Origin of the sequence: Saccharopolyspora indica (assembly GCF_027853965.1) — a bacterium.
GTDB lineage: Bacteria > Actinomycetota > Actinomycetes > Mycobacteriales > Pseudonocardiaceae > Saccharopolyspora > Saccharopolyspora indica.
The window spans coordinates 69,621-90,010 of sequence record NZ_JAQGLB010000008.1 but is presented as its reverse complement, the minus strand read 5'-3'; the positions used below and the strand labels follow the sequence as shown (position 1 = coordinate 90,010).

Below are 20,390 nucleotides of genomic sequence, written 5' to 3'. Positions count from 1 at the left end.
ACGTCCTTGTCCCGGAACCGCAGCGGCGCGGTCACGGGGCGCAGGCGTCGAGCGCTTCGTCGACGTCGGTGGTCACGACGAGCACGTCCATCGAGTGCTGCTTGGCGAACCCGCTGTCGACCAGCCCCTGCAACCAGTCCAGCAGCCCGCGGTAGTGGCCGTCCGGGTCGAGCAGCACGATCGGCTTGTCGTGCATGCCGATGTAGCGGGCGGTCCAGACCTCGAACAGCTCCTCGCAGGTGCCGATGCCACCGGGCAGCGCGAGGAACGCGGTGGCGTGCGCGTCCATCAGGCCCTTGCGCTCCCGCATGTTGTCCACGACCAGCAGCTCGTCGGCCCCGGTGTCGGCCATCTCCTTGTCCACCAGGGCGTGCGGGATGACCCCGACGGTCCGGCCGCCGTCGGCGCGCGCGGCCCGCGCGACCTCACCCATCATCGAGACCCGGCCGCCGCCGGAGACCAGCGTCCACCCGCGCTTGGCGATCTTGCGCCCCACTTCGGCGGCCAGGTCGAGGTGCTGCTGGTCGACCGGTCCGGACGCGCAGTAGACGCAGACCGAGACGTCGGCTGGTGCGGAACTGGTCAATGCGTGGCCTCCCATGCTTCGTACGCCTCCTGCACGATCCCGACGGCGTCGTCGATGTCGTCGGTGAGGTGCAGCAGCGCGAGATCCTTGTCGCCGATCTTGCCGGACGCGTGCATGCTGTCCCGGATCCAGTCGTACAGGCCCTGCCAGTAGGCCTTGCCGAACAGCACCACCGGGAACTTGGTGACCTTCTTGGTCTGCACCAGCGTCAGCGCCTCGAACAGCTCGTCCATGGTGCCGAACCCGCCGGGCAGGCAGACGAAGGCCTGGGCGTACTTGATGAACATCGTCTTGCGGACGAAGAAGTAGCGGAAGTTGACCCCGAGGTCGACCCACGGGTTCAGCCCCTGCTCGAAGGGCAGCTCGATGCCGAGCCCGATGGACAGCCCACCGGCCTCCGAGGCACCCCGGTTGACCGCCTCCATCGCACCGGGGCCACCGCCGGTGATCACCGCGCAGCCGATCTTCGCGAGAGCCGCACCGAGCTCGACGCCGGTGGCGTACTCCGGGTGCTCCCGCGACGTGCGGGCCGAGCCGAACACGGTGACCGCGCGCGGCACCTCGGCCAGCGCCCCGAAGCCCTCCACGAACTCGGCCTGGATGCGCAGCACCCGCCACGGATCGGTGTGCACCCAGTCCGACGGGCCGCGGGAGTCCAGCAGCCGCTGATCGGTGGTGGTGGGTTCGCTCAACCGGGACCGCCGCAGCACCACCGGTCCGCGCTGCTTCTCCTGGGGCCGCTCCGCGCCGTCCTGCCGACCTTCGATCGTCATGGCACGAGCCTACGCAGCCGCCGACCGGCGCCGAGCCTCGGGGACCTGGGGAAATGCCTGTTCACGGGGGATTCACGCGCGCTTGCGCGAGCGTACGATTGCGATACAACGATCGAGTGGTGCCGACGGCCCGGCCGGGATCACCACGCAGATCCAGCCGGGTCGCGGGCACGACCGGAATCCGAGCCCGGGAGCCAGCCATGCTCATCGAACTGCTGATCGGGATCCTCGTGCTCGGCGTCCTCTGCGTCGCCGCCGGCGTCAAGGTCGTCAAGCAGTACGAACGCGGAGTGGTGTTCCGCTTCGGGCGGGTGCAGGAGCTCACCCGCGGTCCGGGCCTCACCGTGATCATCCCGGTGGTCGACCGGATGCGGAAGGTCAACCTGCAGATCGTCACCATGCCGGTGCCCGCCCAGGAGGGCATCACCCGCGACAACGTCACGGTGCGGGTGGACGCGGTGGTGTACTTCCGCGTCGAGGAACCGATCCGCGCCATCGTCAACGTCGAGGACTACCTGTTCGCCGTCGGCCAGGTCGCGCAGACCTCGCTGCGCTCGATCATCGGCAAGAGCGACCTGGACGACCTGCTCTCCAACCGCGAACGGCTCAACCAGGGCCTGGAGCTGATGATCGACAGCCCGGCGCTGGGCTGGGGCGTGCACATCGACCGGGTGGAGATCAAGGACGTCTCGCTGCCGGAGTCCATGAAGCGCTCCATCGCCCGCCAGGCCGAAGCCGAGCGCGAGCGCCGTTCCCGGGTCATCTCCGCCGACGGCGAGTTCCAGGCCTCCCGCAGGCTCGCCGACGCGGCCCACGTCATGGCCGACACCCCGGCGGCGCTGCAGCTGCGGCTGCTGGAGACCGTGGTGGAGGTGGCGGCGGAGAAGAACTCCACGCTCGTCCTGCCGTTCCCGGTGGAGCTCCTCCAGTTCGTCGACACCATCAAGCACGGCGCCACCGGCGCAGCGGAGCCATCGGCGGAGCCGGAACCGGAGGCGGAGCTCGCGGAAGCGGAGCGAGCGGCGGAGCGCGAAGCGGAGCTGCTCGGCGCGAAGCCGGAGGCGGAGCTGCCGCAGCAGCGCGCGGCGGAGCCGGCGGAGGACGCGGAGCGGTCGGTGCTCGGCATCGCCTGAGCCGCGGAGCGGTGAAGGGCACCTTCAGGCAAGTAACTTGCTAAAAGGTGCCCTTCACCGTGCGCGTCAGCGGAGGAAGCGGGTGAGGGTGTCGGCGCAGTGGCGGATCTCCGCTGTCGCCACGTGCTCCTGCTTGGTGTGGGCCAGGGTCGGGGAGCCGGGGCCGAAGTTGACCGCCGGGAGGCCGCGGGCCGCGAAGCGGGCCACGTCGGTCCAGCCGAGCTTGGCCACCGGTTCCGAGGCGGAGGCTTCGACCAGCTCCGCCGCGGCCGGGGCGGTGAGGCCGGGCAGCGCGCCGGACGCGCCGTCGGTCACCGTCACCTCGAAGCCGTCGAAGACCTCGCGCAGGTGGGCTTCCGCCCCGGCGAGGGACTTGTCCGGGGCGAAGCGGTGGTTGACCGTCACCACGCACTCGTCCGGGACCACGTTGCCCGCCACCCCGCCGGCGATCCGCACCGCCTGCAAGCCCTCGCGGAACTGCAGACCGTCGATCACCGGGTTGCGCGGGGTGTACTCGACCAGCCGCTGCAGCACCGGCTGCGCGGCGTGGATCGCGTTCTCGCCCATCCAGGCGCGGGCGGTGTGCGCGCGGGTTCCGGTGGTGCGCACCTCGACCCGCATGGTGCCCTGGCAGCCCGCTTCGATCGCCGCGTTCGACGGTTCGCAGACCACCGCCAGGTCACCGGCCAGCCAGTCCGGCAGCTCGCGCTCGATGCGGTTGAGACCGTTGCGCTCGGCTTCGATCTCCTCGCAGTCGTAGAACACGAAGGTCAGGTCGTGGCGGGGCTCGGCCAGCGTCGCGGCGAGGTGCAGCATGACCGCGTCGCCGCTCTTCATGTCCACCGTCCCGCAGCCGTGCAGGATCTCGTCGGCGCCCGAGCCGGTGCGGGTCAGCGGCAGGTTGTCGTTGATCGGCACGGTGTCCAGGTGCCCGGCGAGCACGACCCGCGAGCCCCGGCCGAGGTTGGTCCGCGCCAGCACCGCGTCGCCGTTGCGCACGACCTCCAGGTGCGGGGCCTGGGCGCGCAGCGCCTGCTCCACCGCGTCCGCGATGGCCTTCTCGCCGCCGGAAACGCTGGGGATGTCCACCAGCGCGGCGGTCAGCTCGACGGGGTCAGCGGTGAGATCCAACGACGCAGTCACGACCAGCAGGCTACCCCTCGGCGTCGTGGCGGGGCGGCCCGCGGAGAAGGCTGGAACCAGATCGCCGGATCGCACATCTCACCCCTGATCATGGCGCTAGGCTTCGGCCGCTGGAGGTGGGGCGTTGACATTCACGGCAGACCCGGACGTGCTGCGCAAGGCCGGGAAGAGTGCGAAGACGGCGGGCGAGCAGGCCGGGCAGGTCAAGCTGGGACCGCCGGTCGAGGACATCGCGGCGGCGATGCCCGGCGGCAAGTCCGAGGGTGCGGCCGAGCAGGTCGCGCAGAGCTGGGGGCAGGCGATCGGGGACTGGAGCAAGGCCGCGGAGAAGCACGGCCAGTCGCTGGACGCGAGCGCTGACGAGTACCAGGGTTCCGACGAGTCCGGCGCGCAGGGCATCAACGCCGCAGGTGGGAGGTAACGACGATGGTGTCCTACGCCGATGTGCGCAAGTGGAAGCCCGAAGAGCTCGAATCCGCCCACTCCGATCTCGGCAACCGCCGCAACGACCTCGTCGGGCTTCAGGACGAGCTGGACGGCGCCAAGAAGACGGACGGCTGGAGCGGTGCGGCCGCTGACGCCTCCGCCGCCGAGCACGCGAAGCTCGTCGACGGCATGCGCTCGCTGATCGCCGAAGTCGCCACCGTGCGGGTGGCGGTGGCCACCGCCGCCGACGACGTCGCCAAGATCAAGAAGCGGATCGAGGAAGCCGACCGCGAGGCCGAGGCCAACGGGTTCCAGATCACCGACGAGGGCGGCATCCGCGACGTCGCCCCGCCGCAGGACGTGCCCGAGGACCAGCTCGAAGAGGTCAAGCAGAAGCGCCTCCAGGTCCGCGACAAGCTGATGGCCGACATCGAGAAGATCCTCGACGACGCCGAGCAGGCCGACGCCGAACTCGCCAAGGCGCTGACCGCCGCGCAGCAGGACGAGATCAAGCCGGGCGAGGGCGGCACGCTGGCCGACGCGGCGAGCACCGACGACCTGCAGGCCCTGGCCGCCTCCGCGGGCAAGCCCGCCGACGACTCCCCCGAGGCCAACGCCGAGTGGTGGAAGTCGCTGTCCGACGAGCAGCGCGCCGCCCTGATGGAAGCCCCGCCCGCCTGGCTCGGCAGCCGCGACGGCATCCCCGCCGCCGCCCGCGACATGGCCAACCGGGCCAACATCGACAACGTCCGCGGCGATCTCGTGGCCGAGCGGGACAGGCTGCAAGAGGGCGGTGTCTCCGAAGACGAGCAGAAGAAGCTCGACGAGATCAACGCCAAGATCGCCTCGGTCGACCAGGTCAGGGAGACCATCGGCAACGAGGAACCGCCCCGCCAGCTGCTGGTCCTCGATCCCAGCGGCGAACGGCTCAAGGCCGCGGTGGCGGTGGGCGACGTGGACAACGCCGACCACGTCTCGGTCTTCACCCCCGGCTTCACGACCACGGTGGACGGCAGCCTCGCGAACTACGACGACAAGATGCGGGAACTGGTCGCCGAGTCCAGCGACCAGCTGGCCGCCAGCGGCAAGGGCGGCGAGGTCGCCGCGGTCACCTGGATCGGCTACGAAGCGCCGCAGACGTCGGAGACGGGCGACCTCTTCGGTGACTCCGTGGCCAGCTCCAGCTCCGCGAAGGAGGGCGGCGCGAAGCTCAACGACTTCTACCAGGGCATCAACGCCTCCCGCGACAACGACCCGAACCTCACCGCGATCGGCCACTCCTACGGCTCGACGACCACCGGCTACGCGCTGCAGGGCGGCGACCACGGCGTGGACAACGCGATCCTCTACGGCTCGCCGGGCGTGGGCACGAGCGACATCAAGGACCTGAACGTCCCGGAGGGCCGCGCCTACCTGCTGGAGGCCAAGAACGACCCGGTCGCGGACCTCGGCCGCTTCGGCACCGACCCCACCCACATGGACGGGTTCACCGACCTGTCCACCGCGAAGTCCGATCAAGGCGCCGAGGTCACCGGTCACAGCGACTACCTCAACCCGGACACCACCAGCCAGCACAACATCGCGGCTGTCGTCGCGGGCGTGCCGGAGAACGCGGTGGAGGGCAGCACCGACGGGGTCGGCGACAAGATCTCCTACGGGACGCACAAGACCCGGGAAGGCGTCGAGGCCGTCCAGGAGTGGGGCAGCGAACGGTGGTCGGACGCCAAGGAGCTCGGCAGCGACGCGTGGTCGGGAGTCAAGGACGCCGGTTCCAAGGTCAAGGACTTCTTCTCATGAGGCGGCTCGTCCTGCTCGTCCTCAGCGCCCTGCTCGTCACCGGATGCGCGAGCCAGCCCGACACTCCCAACGGGGGAAGCATGGAAAACCAGACCAGCACGCTGCAGGAACGGCCCACGATGGCCGAGATCACCGCGCGCTACGAAGAGCTGCAGCAGAAGATCCGGGACCGGTTCACCGCGGAGCTCGGCCTGGCCACGCCGTGGATCGACGACGGCGACCCCGGCGAGTCCGGCTGCGGAGAGTTCCCGGACACCCCGGATGCGAAGAAGCGCACGTTGAACCGCTGGAAGTACGAGGGGAACATCTCCGACGACCAGTGGCCCCGCGCGATGCAGATCGCCGACGAGATCGCCCCCGAGTACGGCTTCGTCGAGCGTGAGGTGGTCCTCGACCGGCCCGGCAACCACAAGGTCGAGCTGCGCGACGCCTTCGGCGGCAAGATGCAGATCAGCACCCAGGTGAACACCGTGCTTCGGGTCTTCACCGGCTGCCACCTGGATCAGGGTGACTGAGCAGCGGAGTGCGCGGGTGGTCGCGATGGTCTTCGCCATCGCCTCGACCGTCCTCGCCATCCCGGAAGCCGCCTTCGCCGCCCTCATCGGGGTGTGGGCGGCTTCCGTCCCGTGCGAACCCGGCGGGACGGGCGTCTGCACGTCGATGGGCTACACGACGGCCGTCGCGCTCTTCGTGATCGCGGTGGGCCCGGTCGGGCTGTGGCTGCGCGTCCGCAGCCCGGGCCCCGTCCTCACGGCGGTGGTGGTCGGCGTGCTCGGGCTGGTCGTAGCGCCGCTGCTGGCCTTCGGGCTCATCCAGGTCGCGGCGACCTCGATCGGCTGACCTCCGGCGGTGCAGATCACAACTGCGGGTTGACCGAAGTCGATCTCCGGCATGATCTCGTCCGGCACCCCAGTCCGATCCGAGGGAGGAGCCGTGGAAGACCCGCGCAGCCTGCTCCGGCTACGGCCCAGCATCGAGGAGATCAGCGCGCAGTACGGCCAGCTGCAGCAGCGGTTGCGCGACCGGCTCCACCACGAGTTCGGACCGCTGACCTGGGTGAAGTCCGAACCGCTCAGCCAGGCCGGGTGCGAAGGGTTCCCGCACGTGCCCGAGGCCGAGGCCTGGGCGCTGGAGTCGTGGCAGGTGCCGGACAACCTGCCGGACGAGTTCTGGCCGCGGGCGGTCGACATCGTCCGGCAGCTCACCCGCGAGTACGGCTTCGGCGAGCCGGAGATCATCGTGGACCGCACCGGCGACCACGAGATCACCGCCAACGACGAGTACGGCGCGGTCTACCGGTTCAGCACCGCGGCCCGGACGGTGCTGGCGATCACCACCGGCTGTCACCTGCGAGCCGCGGCCAAGGGCTGAGTGCACTGTCGGCGTAGCCGTCCGCGCCTTGTAAGCGGCGAAGCCGCTTTGAGTACGTATGCAGCCTGCACCGCCGCGGGTACGGTGGCCCGCCACTGGGTGGCTCCCTGGGCTAGGACGGCCCCTCCGCCGTGTATCTGGTCATACATCAGGAGGGGCACCCGCAGTCCAGGGAAGCACTCAGGTTCCGCCACGCAGGCCAACCACCAGAAAGGGCTGAGAGCCCCGCCACCCCGTGCGGGCTGCCGCCACCTGCGCCGATTACCGTTTCCGGTATGAGTGCACAGTCTCCCGATCCGCAGACCACGGGCGCCCACGGCGTGGGCCTGGCCACCGTGACCGACGACGGCACGGTGCTCGACACCTGGTTCCCGACCGTCCGGCTGGGCGAGCCGGGTCAGTCCGGCACGACGCGGCTGACCGCTGAGGAGGCCGCCGAGTCCCTCGGCGAGGCCGGTGCCGCGCTGCTCGGGCGCGACGAGGCCCGCGGGGTCGAGGTCGTCGCGGTGCGCACCGAGATCAGCCGCCTGGCCGATGCCCCGGTGGACGCGCACGACGTGTACCTGCGGCTGCACCTGCTGTCGCACCGCCTGGTCCGGCCGCACGGCCAGAGCCTCGACGGCATCTTCGGCCTGCTGGCCAACGTCGTGTGGACCAACCACGGCCCCTGCCCGGTGGAGGGCTTCGAGGCGACCCGGCTGCGGCTGCGGGCGCGCGGCACGGTCACCGTCTACGGCGTGGACAAGTTCCCGCGCATGGTCGACTACGTCGTCCCGTCCGGCGTGCGCATCGGCGACGCCGACCGGGCCCGGCTGGGCGCGCACCTGGCCAGCGGCACGACCGTGATGCACGAGGGCTTCGTGAACTACAACGCGGGCACCCTCGGCGCGTCGATGGTCGAGGGCCGGATCTCCGCCGGTGTCGTGGTGGCCGACGGTTCCGACGTCGGCGGCGGCGCCTCGATCATGGGCACCCTGTCCGGCGGCGGCAAGGAGGTCATCTCCATCGGCGAGCGCTGCCTGATCGGCGCCAACGGCGGCGTGGGCATCTCGCTGGGCGACGACTGCATCGTCGAGGCGGGCCTGTACGTCACGGCGGGCACGAAGGTGAAGCTGCCGGACGGCACGCTCACCAAGGCCGCCGAGCTGTCCGGGTCGAGCAACCTGCTCTTCCGCCGCAACTCCACCACCGGCGCGGTGGAGGTCACCGAGCGCGCCGGCGGCAAGGTCGAGCTCAACGCCGCCCTGCACGCCAACGACTGACGCTGTCCTGGGGCCGGTCGACGCCGACCGGCCCCGGCCAGCTGCGCCCGATAGTCCCTTTCCACCGCCGCGGGTTCTCAGCGTTCGCCTGGCGAGGACAGCCCGCTCGCCGTGTATCGGTCATACACAAGACCGGGATCCCGGAGTCCAGGCGGGCGCTGTAACTCCCGCAGGGGGCCGCCACTCGCACCGCCACGCAGAACGAGCCTGGAAAAGGTGGCCCGATCGGACCAGGCGGAGATCGGGGTTTTCGCTTTTATCATTGGCAATGGCCAGCAGCTGGCAGCACCGCGATCTCGCGGCCGTCGTCGAACTGCCCGCCGAACCCGTGGCGGCCGGTCCGCGAGCCGCCATCCCCGAGCACGTGCGAGCCGGGCTGGACACCCGGCTGCGCGCGCTGATCGCCCGCGATCCGGGCACCCGGCTCGGCACCGATCCCGAGGAACTGCACCAGATGCGGGTGTCGGTGCGCCGGATGCGGGCGATGCTGCGGGCCGCGCGGCCGTTCCTGGACGAGAGCTGGGCGGAGCCGCTGCGGGCGGAGCTCGGCTGGCTGGGCCGTTCGCTGGGCCCGGTCCGCGACCTCGACGTCCTGCTGGACCGGCTGCGCCAGGAGAGCGCCGATCTGCCCGCGGGCGAGCGGGCCGCCGCCGCCCGGCTGATCTCGGGCCTGGAGGCCGAGCACGGAACCGCCCGCGTCGAGCTGCTCGCCGCCCTGGACAGCGATCGCTACCTCGACCTGCTGCGGGCCCTCGCCGCCGCGATCCGCAGCAGCCCCGAGGAGTCCGATGCGGACAGTTCGCGCGAGCTCCGCGGACTCGTGCTCGGCGAGTTCGGCAAGCTCCGTAAAGCGGTGGCACGGCTGCCCGAACACCCCGCCGACGACGACCTGCACGCGCTGCGCATCCTGGGCAAGCGCGTCCGCTACACCTCGGAACTCGCCCAGCCCGCGTTCGGCAGATCCGCGCAGCAGCTGATCAGGGCGGCCCGCCAGTTCCAGGACGTGCTCGGGGAGCACCAGGACGCCTGCGTGGCCGAGGAGCGGGTGCGCGATCTGCTCCACGGCTTCGGCGACGAGGCAGACGCGGCGGTGAGCTTCGTAGCTGGCCGCCTGGTCGAGCGCGAGCAGGCGCGCAAGGCCGAACGCCGTGCGCAGTGGCACCCGGCCTGGGAAGCCCTCAGCGCGGCAGCGGCCGAGATCTGATCAGTCCGCGAGGCGCTTGGCCGCCGCGGCGATGCGCTCGTCCGTCGCCGTCAGGGCGATGCGGACGTGGTGGTCGCCCGCGGGGCCGTAGAAGGTGCCCGGCGCCGCGAGGATTCCCCGCTGCGCCAACCAGTCCACCGTCTCCCACGCGCCTTCGCCACGCGTCGCCCACAGGTACAGGCCCGCCTGCGAGTGCTCGATCCGGAAGCCCGCCGCCTCCAGCGCGGGCCGCAGCACCGCGCGCCGCGCCGCGTACAGCTCGCGCTGCGCGCTCACGTGCGAGTCGTCGCTGAGCGCCGCGGTGATCGCTTCCTGCACCGGCCGCGGGACGATCATGCCCGCGTGCTTGCGCAGTTCCAGCAGGCGCCGCACCAGATCCGGATCACCGGTGATGAACCCGGCGCGGTACCCGGCCAGGTTCGAGGACTTCGACAGCGAGTGCACGGCGAGCACGCCGCGCCGGTCCGCGCCCACCGAGGGGTGCAGCACCGACACCGGCTCGGTGTCCCAGCCCAGCGCCAGGTAGCACTCGTCGGATGCGACCACCGCGCCCAGCTCCTGCGCGGCCCGCACCGACTCGCCCAGCTGCTGGGCGTCCAGCACGCGTCCCGTCGGGTTCGACGGGGAGTTCAGCCACAGCAGCGCGGTCCCGGCAGGCGGCAGCTCACCGGGAGCGAGCCGCACGACCTCCGCGCCTGCGATCTTCGCGCCGACCTCGTAGGTCGGGTACGCCAGCTCCGGGATGGCCACCAGGTCGCCGGGCCGCACGCCGACCAGCGTCGGCAACCAGGCCACGAGCTCCTTGGAGCCGATGGTCGGCACCACGGCGTCGGGTTCCAGACCGGAGATCCCGTAGCGGCGCTGCAGGGACGCGATCGCCGCCTCGCGCAGTTCGGGCGTGCCGTGCGTGGCCGGGTAACCCGGCTCGTCCGCGACCTCCGCCAACGCCCGCTGCAGGTTCTCCGGCACCGGGTCGACCGGGGTCCCGACGGACAGGTCGACGATGCCGTCCGGGTGGGCCTTCGCCGCGGCCTTCTGCCGGGCCAGCGAATCCCACGGGAAGTCGGGCAGCTGCGGTCCGCGGGGCCCGGACGTGGCGTCCGGGCCGGTCGCGCTGCTCATTCGCCCTGCGGGGGGAGGCTCTTGATGGGCTCGACGTCGAAGTCCTTCTTGCCCACCTTCGCCGCACCACCCGGCGAACCGAGTTCGTCGAAGAAGTCCACGTTCGCCTTGGTGTAGGCGGCCCACTCGTCCGGCACGTCGTCCTCGTAGTAGATGGCCTCCACCGGGCAGACCGGCTCGCAGGCACCGCAGTCGACGCACTCATCGGGGTGGATGTAGAGCATCCGCCCGCCCTCGTAGATGCAGTCGACAGGGCACTCTTCGATGCACGCCTTGTCGAGCACGTCCACGCAGGGCTCGGCGATCACGTAGGTCACGGTTGCACTCCTGCTCGAAGCGTTGTCCTACTCGCGCGCAGGAACCTCCTGCCGCGACTGCTGACAGTATCTCTCCTACCCACCCAGGACACGTACCCGGTCCCACAGCTCGGGAGCGCTGCCGACTCTACGACGCGGGCGTGAACGGCGTAAACCACTTCCCCAGGAGCCCCGCCGGAAGCCGCACGTCAGAAGCGATCTCGCCGCCGACGTGCGCTGCGCCACACCCGGTTGGAGATCAGGATCTGGCGCGCTTGCCCAGGACGATGCCGAGCATCATCGCGCTCGGCAGCGCACCGGCGCCGATCAGCAGCAGCGTCCGCCAGTCGTTGCCGACCAGGACCATGTCCCCGCCCGGCCCGAGGATGCCGAAGATCATCACGGTCAGGAACCAGAGCGCCATCGGTGCGCCTGCGATCCGGCGGCGCGGGGAGATCCGCGCGGCCTCCGACACCAGCAGCGGCGTGGTCACGGCCGCGATCGCCGCGGTGATCGGGAACTGCACGGTGCCGATGTAGGACGGCAGGAAGAGCAGTTCGACCACGGCCAGGATCACGGCGTCGACGAGCAGGAAGCCGAACAGGATCCGGTCCAGCCCGCTCAACGGTCCCCCACCGGTTCGGTGCCGCTCACGCCGAGCCCGCCGAACAGATCCGCCTCGCAGCCCGCGGGGTCACCGCTGGCGAGCACGTAGTGCTCGGTGGGCACGATGGGCTGCGCGACGCCGTTGGACAGCGCGTAGGCCGCGACGCCGTCGCCGTTGTCCCACCGGTCCAGCCACACCTTGACCTGGGTGCCGTGCGCCCGCAGCGCGCTGATCTTGGCGGGCAGGTGCTCGGACACGTCGATCACGGTGCTGATCGTCTCGTCCGCGACGCTGGCCAGCTCGTGCGGTTCGGGCAGCTGGAACGGCATGTCCTCGACCTCGGCCAGGGCGGCCAAGCCCTTCTCCAGCGTGTCGCGCGAAGGCACCGCGTAGAAGACGCGCTGCACGTCCGGCACCTTGGCGGCGGCCGCCACGGTCACCTCGTGCGCGCGGACGTGGTCGGGGTGGCCGTAACCGCCGTCGGCGGCGTAGCTCACGACCACCTGCGGTTTGACCTCGCGCAGCACCGCTTCCAGCGCGTCCACCTGCTCGTCGGCGTCGCCGATCGCGAAGGCCCTGGGGTGCGCGTCGGGCAGCGCGCCCGCCAATCCCGGCTGCTCCCAGAGCATTCCGGAGTCGCGCCAGCGCCCGATGCCACCGAGGAAGCGGTGGTCGGTCACGTGGAGCGCGGCGCAGGCCGAGCGCAGCTCGCCGACCCGGTAGCCGCCGAGCTGGTCCGCCTGGTCGGCGGCCAGGCCGCGCAGGCTCTCGGGGATGACCTCGCCCTCCTCGCCGAGGGTGCAGGTCACCACCACCACCTGCACGCCACGTGCGGCGTAGCGAGCGATCGTCCCGCCGGTCCAGAGGCTTTCGTCATCGGGGTGCGCGTGTACCAGCAGCAACCGCGGTGGGGCCGTCAGCGTCACCGGTCCAGCCTAATCTGCGCCCCGAACCACCCGACGCACGGCGTGCCCTTCTTGCCTTCCACGCTCGTGAGTGGTTTGGGGGGCTATCGCACCACACACCACTCACGAGCTCTGAACTGCGGTTTCGCCTCAGTAACCGTCGTTGTCCGCGTACGTCCCGAGCCACTGCGCCGCGCTGGAGAACGGACCGGACATGCCGTTGCCGGGTTCGACGCCCTTCACCTCCGGCCGCAGCGCCAGGACCTGCGCCTGCTGGTAGAGCGGCAGCGCGACCGCCGCTCGCCACAGCACCGGCTCGACGATCGACGACGCCTCGCCGAACGGCACCCGCCCGGTCATCGCCGCGTCGATGGTCGGCTGCAGCAGCTCGTTGCAGAAACCGGCCGCGTTGTGCGGGAACGGCTGCTCGCTGTCGGCCGCCACGCCGGGACATCCGTAGGCCGCAGCCATGTTCGCGGCCGGGTCACCACCGGCCGGACGCGGCGCGATCGCCATGTCCACCGAGGCCGCACCGCCGGGCTCCCCCGACTTCGGGTTGGCCGCCAGCATCTCGCCGAACAGCTGATCACCGGTCGGCGTCACGACCGTCGCCTGGATCCCCTGCTCCCGCAGCTGCCGCGCGGCCTCCTCGGCGACCCGGATGTAGGACTCGTGCTCGAAGGGCGCCGCGATGACCAGGTTCAGCGGTCGTCCATCGCGCATCCAGGCGCCGCCGCTGCGCTGGTAGCCGGCCTCGTCGAGCAGCTTCGCCACCCGCGCCGGATCGGGTTTCGCCGGGAACGCACCGGCCGGTTCCGTCGGCGTGTAGCCGGGTTCGGACGGCGCGAGCACCTGGGCGTGCGACTGGAGCTGCTCGGCGGGTCCGCCACCGGTGCCCGCCTCGATCAGCGCCGGCCGGTCCAGCGCCGCGAGAACGGCCTGCCGCGCCTTGATGTCGGCCAGCGCGCGGCTGTCCGGCCGCAGCAGCACCTCCACCGTCGCCGGCCGCGGCACGTTGATCAGCTGCACGGAATCGCCGAGTTCCCGCAGCGCCTGCATGGTCCCGGTGTCCGCGCCGAACACCGCGAGGTGGCTGTCGCCGCTGCGCAGCGCCTCGACCTGGCGGGCCTTGTCGATCGCGCGCAGCGCGATGCGGTCCGACTGCGCGGGCGGGCCCCAGTACCGGTCGTTGCGCTCCAGGATGATCTCGCCGCGGTCCAGGTCGATCTGCCGGATCGCGAACGGCCCGCCCGACGCCGGGTAGCCGTCGTCCAGCACCGTCGACCAGCCCCGCGGCGCGTCCCGCAGCAGGTGCGCGGGCAGCAGGTTGTTGAACAGCGACTGCCAGCCGGGGAACGGCTTGGCGAAGGTCACGTCCACCGTCTTGCCGCCCTGGCGCGAGGCCACGTCGTCGATCAGCTGGTAGCCCGCCGCGTCGGACACGCCGGGCTGCGAGCGCAGCTGCTGCCACAGGTAGACGAAGTCCTCGGCGGCGATCGGCGCACCGTCGGACCAGTTCGCCTCGCGGCGGATCCGGTAGCGGACGGTGAACTTCTCCTGGTCCGGCACCACTTCCGCCGATTCCATCAGCGTGGTGTCCAGTTGCAACCGCCCGTCCGGGCCGGGCCGGTGGACCGACGGCAGCATCAGGCTGGCCAGCGCGGAGCTGGTCGGCGAGAGGTCGGCGAGGGTGTGCGGGTTGAACCCGCCCTCCAGCTCGTCGACCCCGACCACGACCTCCACCGGCATCGGCTGCTCGGCCGGCGCGGTGCTCGTCGGGGGCTGCGTCGTCGGGGTTTCCGACACCAGCGGCGGTGGTGGCGCGTTCGTGCAGGCAGCCACCAAGCTCGCGGTTGTCACCAGCAGGGAGACCGCAGCCAGTGGGCGGCGTCGACCCTGGGACACGCCGAACCTCCCCTCATGTCTGCTCCCCCGAACGCACCCCGGCCACCGGGGCGCCTCGCACGTGCGGAAGACGCGCGAGGGCCCTCCATGGTTCCTTCCGTCGATCGGGTGATCGACACCGGGGTAGGCGCCCAGTCTCCTGGCCGACTGCCCCGGCCGCCCGCAGAACGGCGAAATCCCGTGCGACCCGCGGGAAGGCCGGCTCCGGCATTCCGGGCGATTCCGGCAGCCGGAACCCGGCTCAGCTACCCGCGAGCACCGCTGGCGGTCACGAAGCGTTGTCGCGCGCCTTGGCGCGGGAGCGCTCGCGGCCCCGGGTGGTGCTGTCGAGGGTCACCTTGCGGACGCGGACCGCCTCCGGCCCGACCTCCACGCACTCGTCCGACGCGCAGAACTCCAGCGCTTCTTCCAGCGACAGGGTCCGCGGCCTGGCCAGCCGCTCCAGCTCGTCCGCGGTGGACGACCGCATGTTGGTGAGCTTCTTCTCCTTGGTGATGTTGACGTCGAGGTCCTCGGCGCGCGGGTTCTCGCCCACGACCATGCCCTCGTAGACCTCTTTGCCGGGCTCGGTGAAGAAGCTGCCCCGGTCGGCCAGCTGCAGCAGCGCGTAGGTCGTCGCCGAGCCCGCGCGGTCGGCGACCAGCGAGCCGGTGTGCCGGGTGCGCAGCTCGCCCACCCACGGGAAGTAGCCCTCGAAGACGTGGTTGGCGATGCCGGTGCCGCGGGTCTCGGTGAGGAACTCGGTGCGGAAGCCGATCAGACCGCGCGCGGGCACCACGTACTCGAGCTTGATCCGCCCGGTGCCGTGGCCGTCCATGGTCTCCATCCGGCCCTTGCGCCCGGCCAGCAGCTGGGTGATCGCACCCAGGTGCTCCTCCGGCGAGTCGATGGTCAGCCGCTCGAACGGCTCGCACAGCTTCCCGTCGATGGTCCGGGTGACCACCTGCGGCTTGCCGACGGTGAGCTCGAAGCCCTCCCGGCGCATGGTCTCGACCAGGATGGCCAGCGCCAGCTCACCGCGGCCCTGCACCTCCCAGGCGTCCGGCTTCTCGGTGGGCAGCACCTTCATGCTGACGTTGCCGATCAGCTCGGCGTCCAGCCGGTTCTTCACCTGCCGGGCGGTGATCTTGGTGCCACCGTTGCGGCCGGTCAGCGGCGAGGTGTTGACGCCGATGGTCATCGAGATCGCCGGGTCGTCGACGGTGATCCGGGGCAGCGGCTGCGCGTTGTCCGGGTCGGCCAGGGTGTCGCCGATGGTGATGTCCGGGATGCCCGCGATGGCGACCAGGTCGCCCGCGGAGGCCTCCGCGCACGGCACCCGGTCCAGGTTCTGGGTGATCAGCAGCTCGGTGAGCCGGACCTTCTCGACGGTGCCGTCCTCGCGGCACCAGCCGACGGTCTGGCCCTTGCGCATGGTGCCCGCGTGGATGCGGCACAGCGCGATGCGGCCGAGGAACGACGAGGCGTCCAGGTTGGTCACCAGCGCGCGCAGCGGGGACTCGACGTCGGCGACCGGCGCCGGCACGTGCTTGAGCAGGACCTCGAACAGCGCGTCCAGGTTCTCCTCGGCGGGCAGGTCGCCGTCGGCCGGCTGGGCGATCGACGCGCGACCGGCGCGGGCCGAGGCGTACACGACCGGCAGGTCGAGGATGGCCTCCATGTCGAGGTCGGCCTCGCCGTCGAGCTCGCTGGCCAGCTCCAGCAGCAGGTCGTGGGTCTCCTCGACGACCTCGGAGCAGCGGGCGTCCGGGCGGTCGACCTTGTTCACCACGAGGATCACCGGCATCCCGGCGGCCAGCGCCTTGCGCAGCACGAACCGGGTCTGCGGCAGCGGGCCCTCGCTGGCGTCGACGAGCAGCACCACGCCGTCGACCATCGACAGCGCGCGCTCCACCTCGCCGCCGAAGTCGGCGTGGCCGGGGGTGTCGACCACGTTGATGGTCACCGGTCCGGCGTCGGTCTCCCGGCGGATCGCGGTGTTCTTGGCCAGGATGGTGATGCCCTTCTCCCGCTCCAGGTCGTTGGAGTCCATGACCCGGTCGACCAGTTCGGCTCGTTCGGAGAAGGCGCCGGATTGCCGCAGCATGGCGTCCACCAGGGTGGTCTTGCCGTGGTCGACGTGCGCGACGATCGCGACGTTGCGGAGATCGCTGCGAATGGGGGCGGCGACGCTGGTGGCGGACACGCGGGTACTCCATGGCTCGGCGCGGAAAGCGGGCAACGGCGGGTTCGTCGACTGCGGGCCGGGTGCGGGTGTTGCCGCAGCGCACCTTCTCGGGTGCGGGACACCTGGTCCTGGCGCCCCTCGGGGCGCCCTGCCGCGGCTCCACTGCGCCGCTGCTGCGGAGCTTCTTTCGGACGGCACCCCACGACCAGCGGGGCGCGTGCGTCGACGCGCGGCTCGTTCCAGGGTAGTGCAACGCGGAGCGGGACCGGCCGCCGCGTGCTCAGCGCAACACCCGGCGGCCGCGCCGCAACATCAAGTTCGCCCTTTTCGGTTAGGTTCGCCTACCCTGTGCCCAACGCCGTCGGAGCACCGGAAAGAATCAACGTGGGCAAAGGCACCATCAAGGTCAAGAAGAAATGTTGCCGCTCGCAACCTCCTTGCAAGAGCTGCCCGATCGTGGCACTGCGCAACCTGCTCCGCGACGCCAAGGCGGAAGAGGTCAAGAAAGCGCAAAAGAAGGCCAAGAAAGAGGCAAAGAAAAAGAAGGCGAAATGATCTCGCCGCGGCGCCCGCCGCGGTTTCGGCACGCTGTTCGGAACTACTTGTGGGCGACCGGGGTCAGCGGGTCGGCGTACTTGGCCAGCTCCGGGATGGTGCGCAGGGCCTGGAACTCGATGACCTCGTAGCGAACCAGCCTGTGCAGCGCGAACGGGTCGGTGGCGAGGATGGCGTCGAGGCGTCCGCGGGACATCGCGCGAGCGATGATCACCGCGCCGCTGCGCGGGTGGCGGTGGCCGGCCGCGATGAAATCGCCGGCGTCGTAATGCTGGGTCACCCATTGGTAGTGATCTACCAACTGGGCATCGATTTCCGATTCCGGGGCGGTGTATTGCAGCAGCACTACAAACATACTTCCACGGTAACTCTTCGACTTGACCGCTGCCGATCACCAAGCGGTAACATTGGCTCGTGCGCGCAACGTCGAACACCTGGTGGGCCGTCCGAGGGCGGCCCCGCGACGCAGCGCACTGACGCACAGCACATCGGCCGCCCGACCGGGCGGCCGAGCAGTGCCAGGTCGATCCCGGTGGCGGTGCCAACCACAGGAGAGACCCATGACCCGCCTGTCCGGGATCACCCCGTCCGGCCACGTCCAACTCGGCAACTACCTCGGCGCCGTGCGGCGGTGGGCCGCCGAGCGCGAGCCCGCGGACCTGTTCTTCGTCTCCGACCTGCACGCCATGACCACGCCGCACCGCCCGCAGCGGCTGCGCGCGCTCACCCGCGAGCAGTTCGCGGTGCTGATCGCGGCGGGCATCGACCCGGACTCGCTGTTCGTCCAGTCCGACCTGGCCGGTGAGCTGGGCGCGCTGAACTGGATCCTGGAGTGCACCTGCTCGTACGGCGAGGCAGCCCGGATGGTCCAGTTCAAGGAGCGCGGCGCCGGGCAGGACGGCTCGCGGGTCGGGCTGCTGACCTACCCGGTGCTGATGGCCGCGGACATCCTGCTGCAGGGTGCCGACCAGGTACCGGTGGGCAGCGACCAGGACCAGCACGTGGAGCTGGCCCGCACGCTGGCCCGGCGGTTCAACTCGGCCTACGGCCAGGTGTTCACCGTCCCCGAGGCGGTGGTGCCCAGGACCGCGGCCCGGGTGCGCGACCTGGCCGATCCGGGCCGCAAGATGGAGAAGTCCAGCCCCCAGTCCCCCGGCGTGGTCTTCGTGCTCGACGAACCGGACACGATCCGCCGCAAGTTCCGCCGCGCGGTGACCGACGGCCTCGACCGCATCCGCTACGCCCCGGACGACCAGCCGGGGGTGGCGAACCTGCTGGAGATCCTGGCCGCCTGCACCGGAACGAGCCCGTACACCGCGGCCGGATCGGCCACCACCTACGCGGAGCTCAAGGACGCGGCGGCAGAGGCGGTGATCGAGGAGCTGAGACCGCTGCGCGAGCGCACCTCGGAGCTGCTGGGCGACCCGGCCGAGCTGGAACGAGTGCGAGCGCACGGCGCGAAGCGGGCCACCGAACGAGCCCAGCCGCGCCTCCAGGCCGCCTTCCACGTCACCGGCCTGCGCTGAGCACCCGGAGGGTGCCTCCAGGCGGACCTGGAGGCACCCTCCAGCTGCTCATTCGTTCACTAGTTCGAGTTATTCCCCTTGCGAACGCCTGATCGACATCAGGAACCTGGGACGCGTGATCGGTTACTTCGAGATCCCAACCTGTTTCGTCATCGCGAGGAGGAATCCCATGAGTACGCCCGAGCTGACCCCCTTCGACCCGCTTGCCGCCTTTGCCGGGTCGTGGACGACCAAGCTTGCCGAGCGATATCTGCCAGTACCCGACGCGCCCCCGGCCAAGTACGAATGCCTGGACGGAACGCTGATCCTGACGCCGCACGGTGGTGTCGACGTGCCGTTCGCGAGGTGGACGCTGGGAAAGCTCCTGGAGGCAGCTGCGGCCGAACGCGGCCATCAACCTGCAGCGTGCACCGACCTGCCTCAGCGGTCCGATGTTCGCCGTGGAGCGACCCCATGCCCAGAGCACTACGTGGATTCCGGCCTGCGAAGTGCTTCTCGTCTGCGACGCAACACCACCGACGATTCGCCAGCGAGCCCCGAACCGCCTCCGCCGGGAGGTCGCCGCGGCCGCGGCGCCCTACTTCATGCGGCTCGCGATCTCAGATGAGGACGAGCACATCGAGCTGGGGCTCTGGCATCTGCGCGATGGGGAGTACCGGCTCAGCACTGCGGCCGCGGACGATGAGGTCTTCGAGACCGACCTGCCGTTCTCGTTGCGGTTCAAGCCGGATTCGCCGCTGTGCTTCTCAGGCGTCGGTCAGCAGGTGGCGGAGGGAGTGGACCAGGACCTGGTCGGCGTCGAGCCAGTCCAGGTCGGTCAGCTCGTCCGCCGTGACCCAGCGGACCTCGCTGTGCTCCACGGCTTTCGGGATCGCGGTCGGGTCCGCGAGCTCGGCCGCGTGGATGCGCAGCAGCATCCCGTTGTTGAGCGGGACGTCGGTGCCGACGCGGCCGGTGGGGCGCACCTCGACGGCTAGTTCTTCCTGGCACTCCCGGACGACCGCGGCCGGCTCGTCCTCACCGGGTTCGACGCGTCCGCCGGGCAGTTCCCAGCGTCCGGCGTCCGGCGCCGGATAGCTGCGCTGCTGCGCCAGCAACCGTCCCTTGTGGACGATTGCGGCGCCGACGACGATCGAGCGGCCCGCCCAGGACTCGGCGAGTTCGCGGACCGCGTCGATCCGGGCGGCCAGCGCGTTCAGCACGAAGCGGCGGCCGATGGCGACGTCGGCGAGCCGTCCCAGCGGCCCGAACGGGGTCGTCCAGTGCACCGAGTCGGTCAGCAGCGTCCGGGGCCCGGCCGCGGCGAGCACCGATTCGTGCCGCAGCTCCGGCAGCGGGCCGGACACCAGCACGGAACTCAGCGCGTCGGCGTCGGCGCGCACGATTCGAGTGGTCAGATCGAGCGGAAGGCGGGCGATTCGCGTGTGGAAGACGAGCTCATCACCGGGCACCAGCAGTGCGGCAGGACGAGTGGCGGCGCGGCCGCGGACTCCGATGCCCGCCAAGCCGACCTCGGCGGTTCGCGTGTGCCGCAGAGCGGCCCCCACCGTGGCGACAGGTGCCTCGATCAGTCCGGTGCTCCGCAAAACCGACACGTGCACACATCTTGCCG

At 71.0% G+C, this 20,390-nt stretch carries 22 protein-coding genes; 11 read left to right on the top strand and 11 right to left on the bottom strand.

All coding sequences use genetic code 11. From position 1 onward, the window contains the following. Nucleotides 1–31 precede the first annotated feature (31 nt). Together OU416_RS19035 and OU416_RS19030 are read right to left on the bottom strand one after the other, a co-directional pair. Nucleotides 32–586, bottom strand: coding sequence for an LOG family protein (locus OU416_RS19035; protein ID WP_270928343.1), 555 nt, complete (start codon nt 584–586; stop codon nt 32–34). After that, nucleotides 583–1,359: an LOG family protein gene (locus OU416_RS19030; RefSeq protein ID WP_270928342.1), complete on the bottom strand. Its 777-nt coding sequence runs from the start codon at nt 1,357–1,359 to the stop codon at nt 583–585. The genes OU416_RS19035 and OU416_RS19030 overlap by 4 nt, the downstream gene beginning before the upstream one ends. 200 nt (nt 1,360–1,559) lie before the next feature. Here OU416_RS19030 and OU416_RS19025 point away from each other — a divergent pair, with 200 nt between their 5' ends. Further along, a complete protein-coding gene (locus OU416_RS19025) occupies nt 1,560–2,492 on the top strand; it encodes a slipin family protein (RefSeq protein ID WP_270928341.1) in 933 nt (310 codons plus the stop codon). Nucleotides 2,493–2,558: 66 nt separating this feature from the next. Here the strand turns inward: OU416_RS19025 and dapE are convergent, their stop codons facing one another. Continuing rightward, nucleotides 2,559–3,635 (bottom strand): succinyl-diaminopimelate desuccinylase, encoded by a 1,077-nt coding sequence (dapE, locus tag OU416_RS19020; protein ID WP_270928340.1) that lies wholly within the window; start codon nt 3,633–3,635, stop codon nt 2,559–2,561. Nucleotides 3,636–3,759: 124 nt separating this feature from the next. Between dapE and OU416_RS19015 the strand changes: the two genes are divergently transcribed. The 7 genes from OU416_RS19015 (at nt 3,760) to OU416_RS18985 (ending at nt 9,695) form a co-directional block, all read left to right on the top strand. Further along, on the top strand, nt 3,760–4,056 hold the full coding sequence (locus tag OU416_RS19015) for a hypothetical protein (RefSeq protein ID WP_270928339.1): 297 nt from the start codon (nt 3,760–3,762) through the stop codon (nt 4,054–4,056). 5 nt (nt 4,057–4,061) lie between these two features. Then, complete coding sequence (locus tag OU416_RS19010; protein WP_270928338.1) at nt 4,062–5,858, top strand: alpha/beta hydrolase; 1,797 nt, start codon at nt 4,062–4,064, stop codon at nt 5,856–5,858. Further along, a complete protein-coding gene (locus tag OU416_RS19005; protein ID WP_270928337.1) occupies nt 5,855–6,373 on the top strand; it encodes an LppA family lipoprotein in 519 nt (172 codons plus the stop codon). Before OU416_RS19010 ends, OU416_RS19005 begins: the two co-directional genes overlap by 4 nt. Then, nucleotides 6,366–6,698 carry a hypothetical protein gene (locus OU416_RS19000; RefSeq protein WP_270928336.1) on the top strand — a complete coding sequence of 111 codons (333 nt, stop codon included), beginning with the start codon at nt 6,366–6,368 and terminating at the stop codon, nt 6,696–6,698. The genes OU416_RS19005 and OU416_RS19000 overlap by 8 nt, the downstream gene beginning before the upstream one ends. 93 nt (nt 6,699–6,791) lie before the next feature. After that, on the top strand, nt 6,792–7,229 hold the full coding sequence (locus tag OU416_RS18995) for an LppA family lipoprotein (protein WP_270928335.1): 438 nt from the start codon (nt 6,792–6,794) through the stop codon (nt 7,227–7,229). Between the two features lie 275 nt (nt 7,230–7,504). Continuing rightward, complete coding sequence (gene dapD, locus OU416_RS18990; protein ID WP_270928334.1) at nt 7,505–8,491, top strand: 2,3,4,5-tetrahydropyridine-2,6-dicarboxylate N-succinyltransferase; 987 nt, start codon at nt 7,505–7,507, stop codon at nt 8,489–8,491. Between the two features lie 268 nt (nt 8,492–8,759). Further along, on the top strand, nt 8,760–9,695 hold the full coding sequence (locus OU416_RS18985; protein WP_270928333.1) for a CHAD domain-containing protein: 936 nt from the start codon (nt 8,760–8,762) through the stop codon (nt 9,693–9,695). Here the strand turns inward: OU416_RS18985 and dapC are convergent, their stop codons facing one another. The 6 genes from dapC to typA all read right to left on the bottom strand — a co-directional run bounded on the left by dapC (nt 9,696) and on the right by typA (nt 16,715). Then, complete coding sequence (gene dapC / locus OU416_RS18980; RefSeq protein WP_270928332.1) at nt 9,696–10,817, bottom strand: succinyldiaminopimelate transaminase; 1,122 nt, start codon at nt 10,815–10,817, stop codon at nt 9,696–9,698. Next, nucleotides 10,814–11,134: a ferredoxin gene (gene fdxA / locus OU416_RS18975; protein ID WP_093152999.1), complete on the bottom strand. Its 321-nt coding sequence runs from the start codon at nt 11,132–11,134 to the stop codon at nt 10,814–10,816. The genes dapC and fdxA overlap by 4 nt, the downstream gene beginning before the upstream one ends. A 238-nt stretch (nt 11,135–11,372) precedes the next feature. After that, complete coding sequence (locus OU416_RS18970; protein WP_270928331.1) at nt 11,373–11,738, bottom strand: hypothetical protein; 366 nt, start codon at nt 11,736–11,738, stop codon at nt 11,373–11,375. After that, nucleotides 11,735–12,646 carry an N-acetyl-1-D-myo-inositol-2-amino-2-deoxy-alpha-D-glucopyranoside deacetylase gene (gene mshB / locus OU416_RS18965; protein ID WP_270928330.1) on the bottom strand — a complete coding sequence of 304 codons (912 nt, stop codon included), beginning with the start codon at nt 12,644–12,646 and terminating at the stop codon, nt 11,735–11,737. The genes OU416_RS18970 and mshB overlap by 4 nt, the downstream gene beginning before the upstream one ends. 129 nt (nt 12,647–12,775) lie before the next feature. Beyond that, a complete protein-coding gene (locus tag OU416_RS18960; RefSeq protein WP_270928329.1) occupies nt 12,776–14,467 on the bottom strand; it encodes an ABC transporter family substrate-binding protein in 1,692 nt (563 codons plus the stop codon). Nucleotides 14,468–14,798: 331 nt separating this feature from the next. Further along, on the bottom strand, nt 14,799–16,715 hold the full coding sequence (gene typA / locus OU416_RS18955) for a translational GTPase TypA (RefSeq protein WP_270928328.1): 1,917 nt from the start codon (nt 16,713–16,715) through the stop codon (nt 14,799–14,801). Nucleotides 16,716–17,045: 330 nt separating this feature from the next. Here typA and OU416_RS18950 point away from each other — a divergent pair, with 330 nt between their 5' ends. Beyond that, nucleotides 17,046–17,252, top strand: coding sequence for a hypothetical protein (locus OU416_RS18950; RefSeq protein ID WP_270928327.1), 207 nt, complete (start codon nt 17,046–17,048; stop codon nt 17,250–17,252). Between the two features lie 43 nt (nt 17,253–17,295). Here the strand turns inward: OU416_RS18950 and OU416_RS18945 are convergent, their stop codons facing one another. Next, a complete protein-coding gene (locus tag OU416_RS18945; protein WP_270928326.1) occupies nt 17,296–17,607 on the bottom strand; it encodes a YciI family protein in 312 nt (103 codons plus the stop codon). A 205-nt stretch (nt 17,608–17,812) separates the two neighbouring features. On the opposite strand from OU416_RS18945, the gene trpS reads away from it, so the two are divergent. Beyond that, on the top strand, nt 17,813–18,778 hold the full coding sequence (gene trpS, locus OU416_RS18940) for a tryptophan--tRNA ligase (RefSeq protein ID WP_270928325.1): 966 nt from the start codon (nt 17,813–17,815) through the stop codon (nt 18,776–18,778). A gap of 169 nt (nt 18,779–18,947) precedes the next feature. Beyond that, entirely contained in the window at nt 18,948–19,385 is a 438-nt protein-coding gene (locus OU416_RS18935) for a hypothetical protein (RefSeq protein ID WP_270928324.1), read from the top strand. A 139-nt stretch (nt 19,386–19,524) separates the two neighbouring features. On the opposite strand, the gene OU416_RS18930 is transcribed toward OU416_RS18935, so the two are convergent. Continuing rightward, on the bottom strand, nt 19,525–20,373 hold the full coding sequence (locus OU416_RS18930) for an NUDIX domain-containing protein (protein ID WP_270928323.1): 849 nt from the start codon (nt 20,371–20,373) through the stop codon (nt 19,525–19,527). Between the last annotated feature and the right edge of the window lie 17 nt (nt 20,374–20,390).

Coding starts and splice junctions, on each gene's coding strand:
- OU416_RS18945 (WP_270928326.1), bottom strand. CDS start 17,607: ATGTTTGTAGTGCTGCTGCAATACACCGCCCCGGAATCGGAAATCGAT.
- trpS (WP_270928325.1), top strand. CDS start 17,813: ATGACCCGCCTGTCCGGGATCACCCCGTCCGGCCACGTCCAACTCGGC.
- OU416_RS18935 (WP_270928324.1), top strand. CDS start 18,948: ATGAGTACGCCCGAGCTGACCCCCTTCGACCCGCTTGCCGCCTTTGCC.
- OU416_RS19030 (WP_270928342.1), bottom strand. CDS start 1,359: ATGACGATCGAAGGTCGGCAGGACGGCGCGGAGCGGCCCCAGGAGAAG.
- OU416_RS19010 (WP_270928338.1), top strand. CDS start 4,062: ATGGTGTCCTACGCCGATGTGCGCAAGTGGAAGCCCGAAGAGCTCGAA.
- OU416_RS18985 (WP_270928333.1), top strand. CDS start 8,760: ATGGCCAGCAGCTGGCAGCACCGCGATCTCGCGGCCGTCGTCGAACTG.
- OU416_RS19005 (WP_270928337.1), top strand. CDS start 5,855: ATGAGGCGGCTCGTCCTGCTCGTCCTCAGCGCCCTGCTCGTCACCGGA.
- dapD (WP_270928334.1), top strand. CDS start 7,505: ATGAGTGCACAGTCTCCCGATCCGCAGACCACGGGCGCCCACGGCGTG.
- dapC (WP_270928332.1), bottom strand. CDS start 10,817: ATGAGCAGCGCGACCGGCCCGGACGCCACGTCCGGGCCCCGCGGACCG.
- OU416_RS19025 (WP_270928341.1), top strand. CDS start 1,560: ATGCTCATCGAACTGCTGATCGGGATCCTCGTGCTCGGCGTCCTCTGC.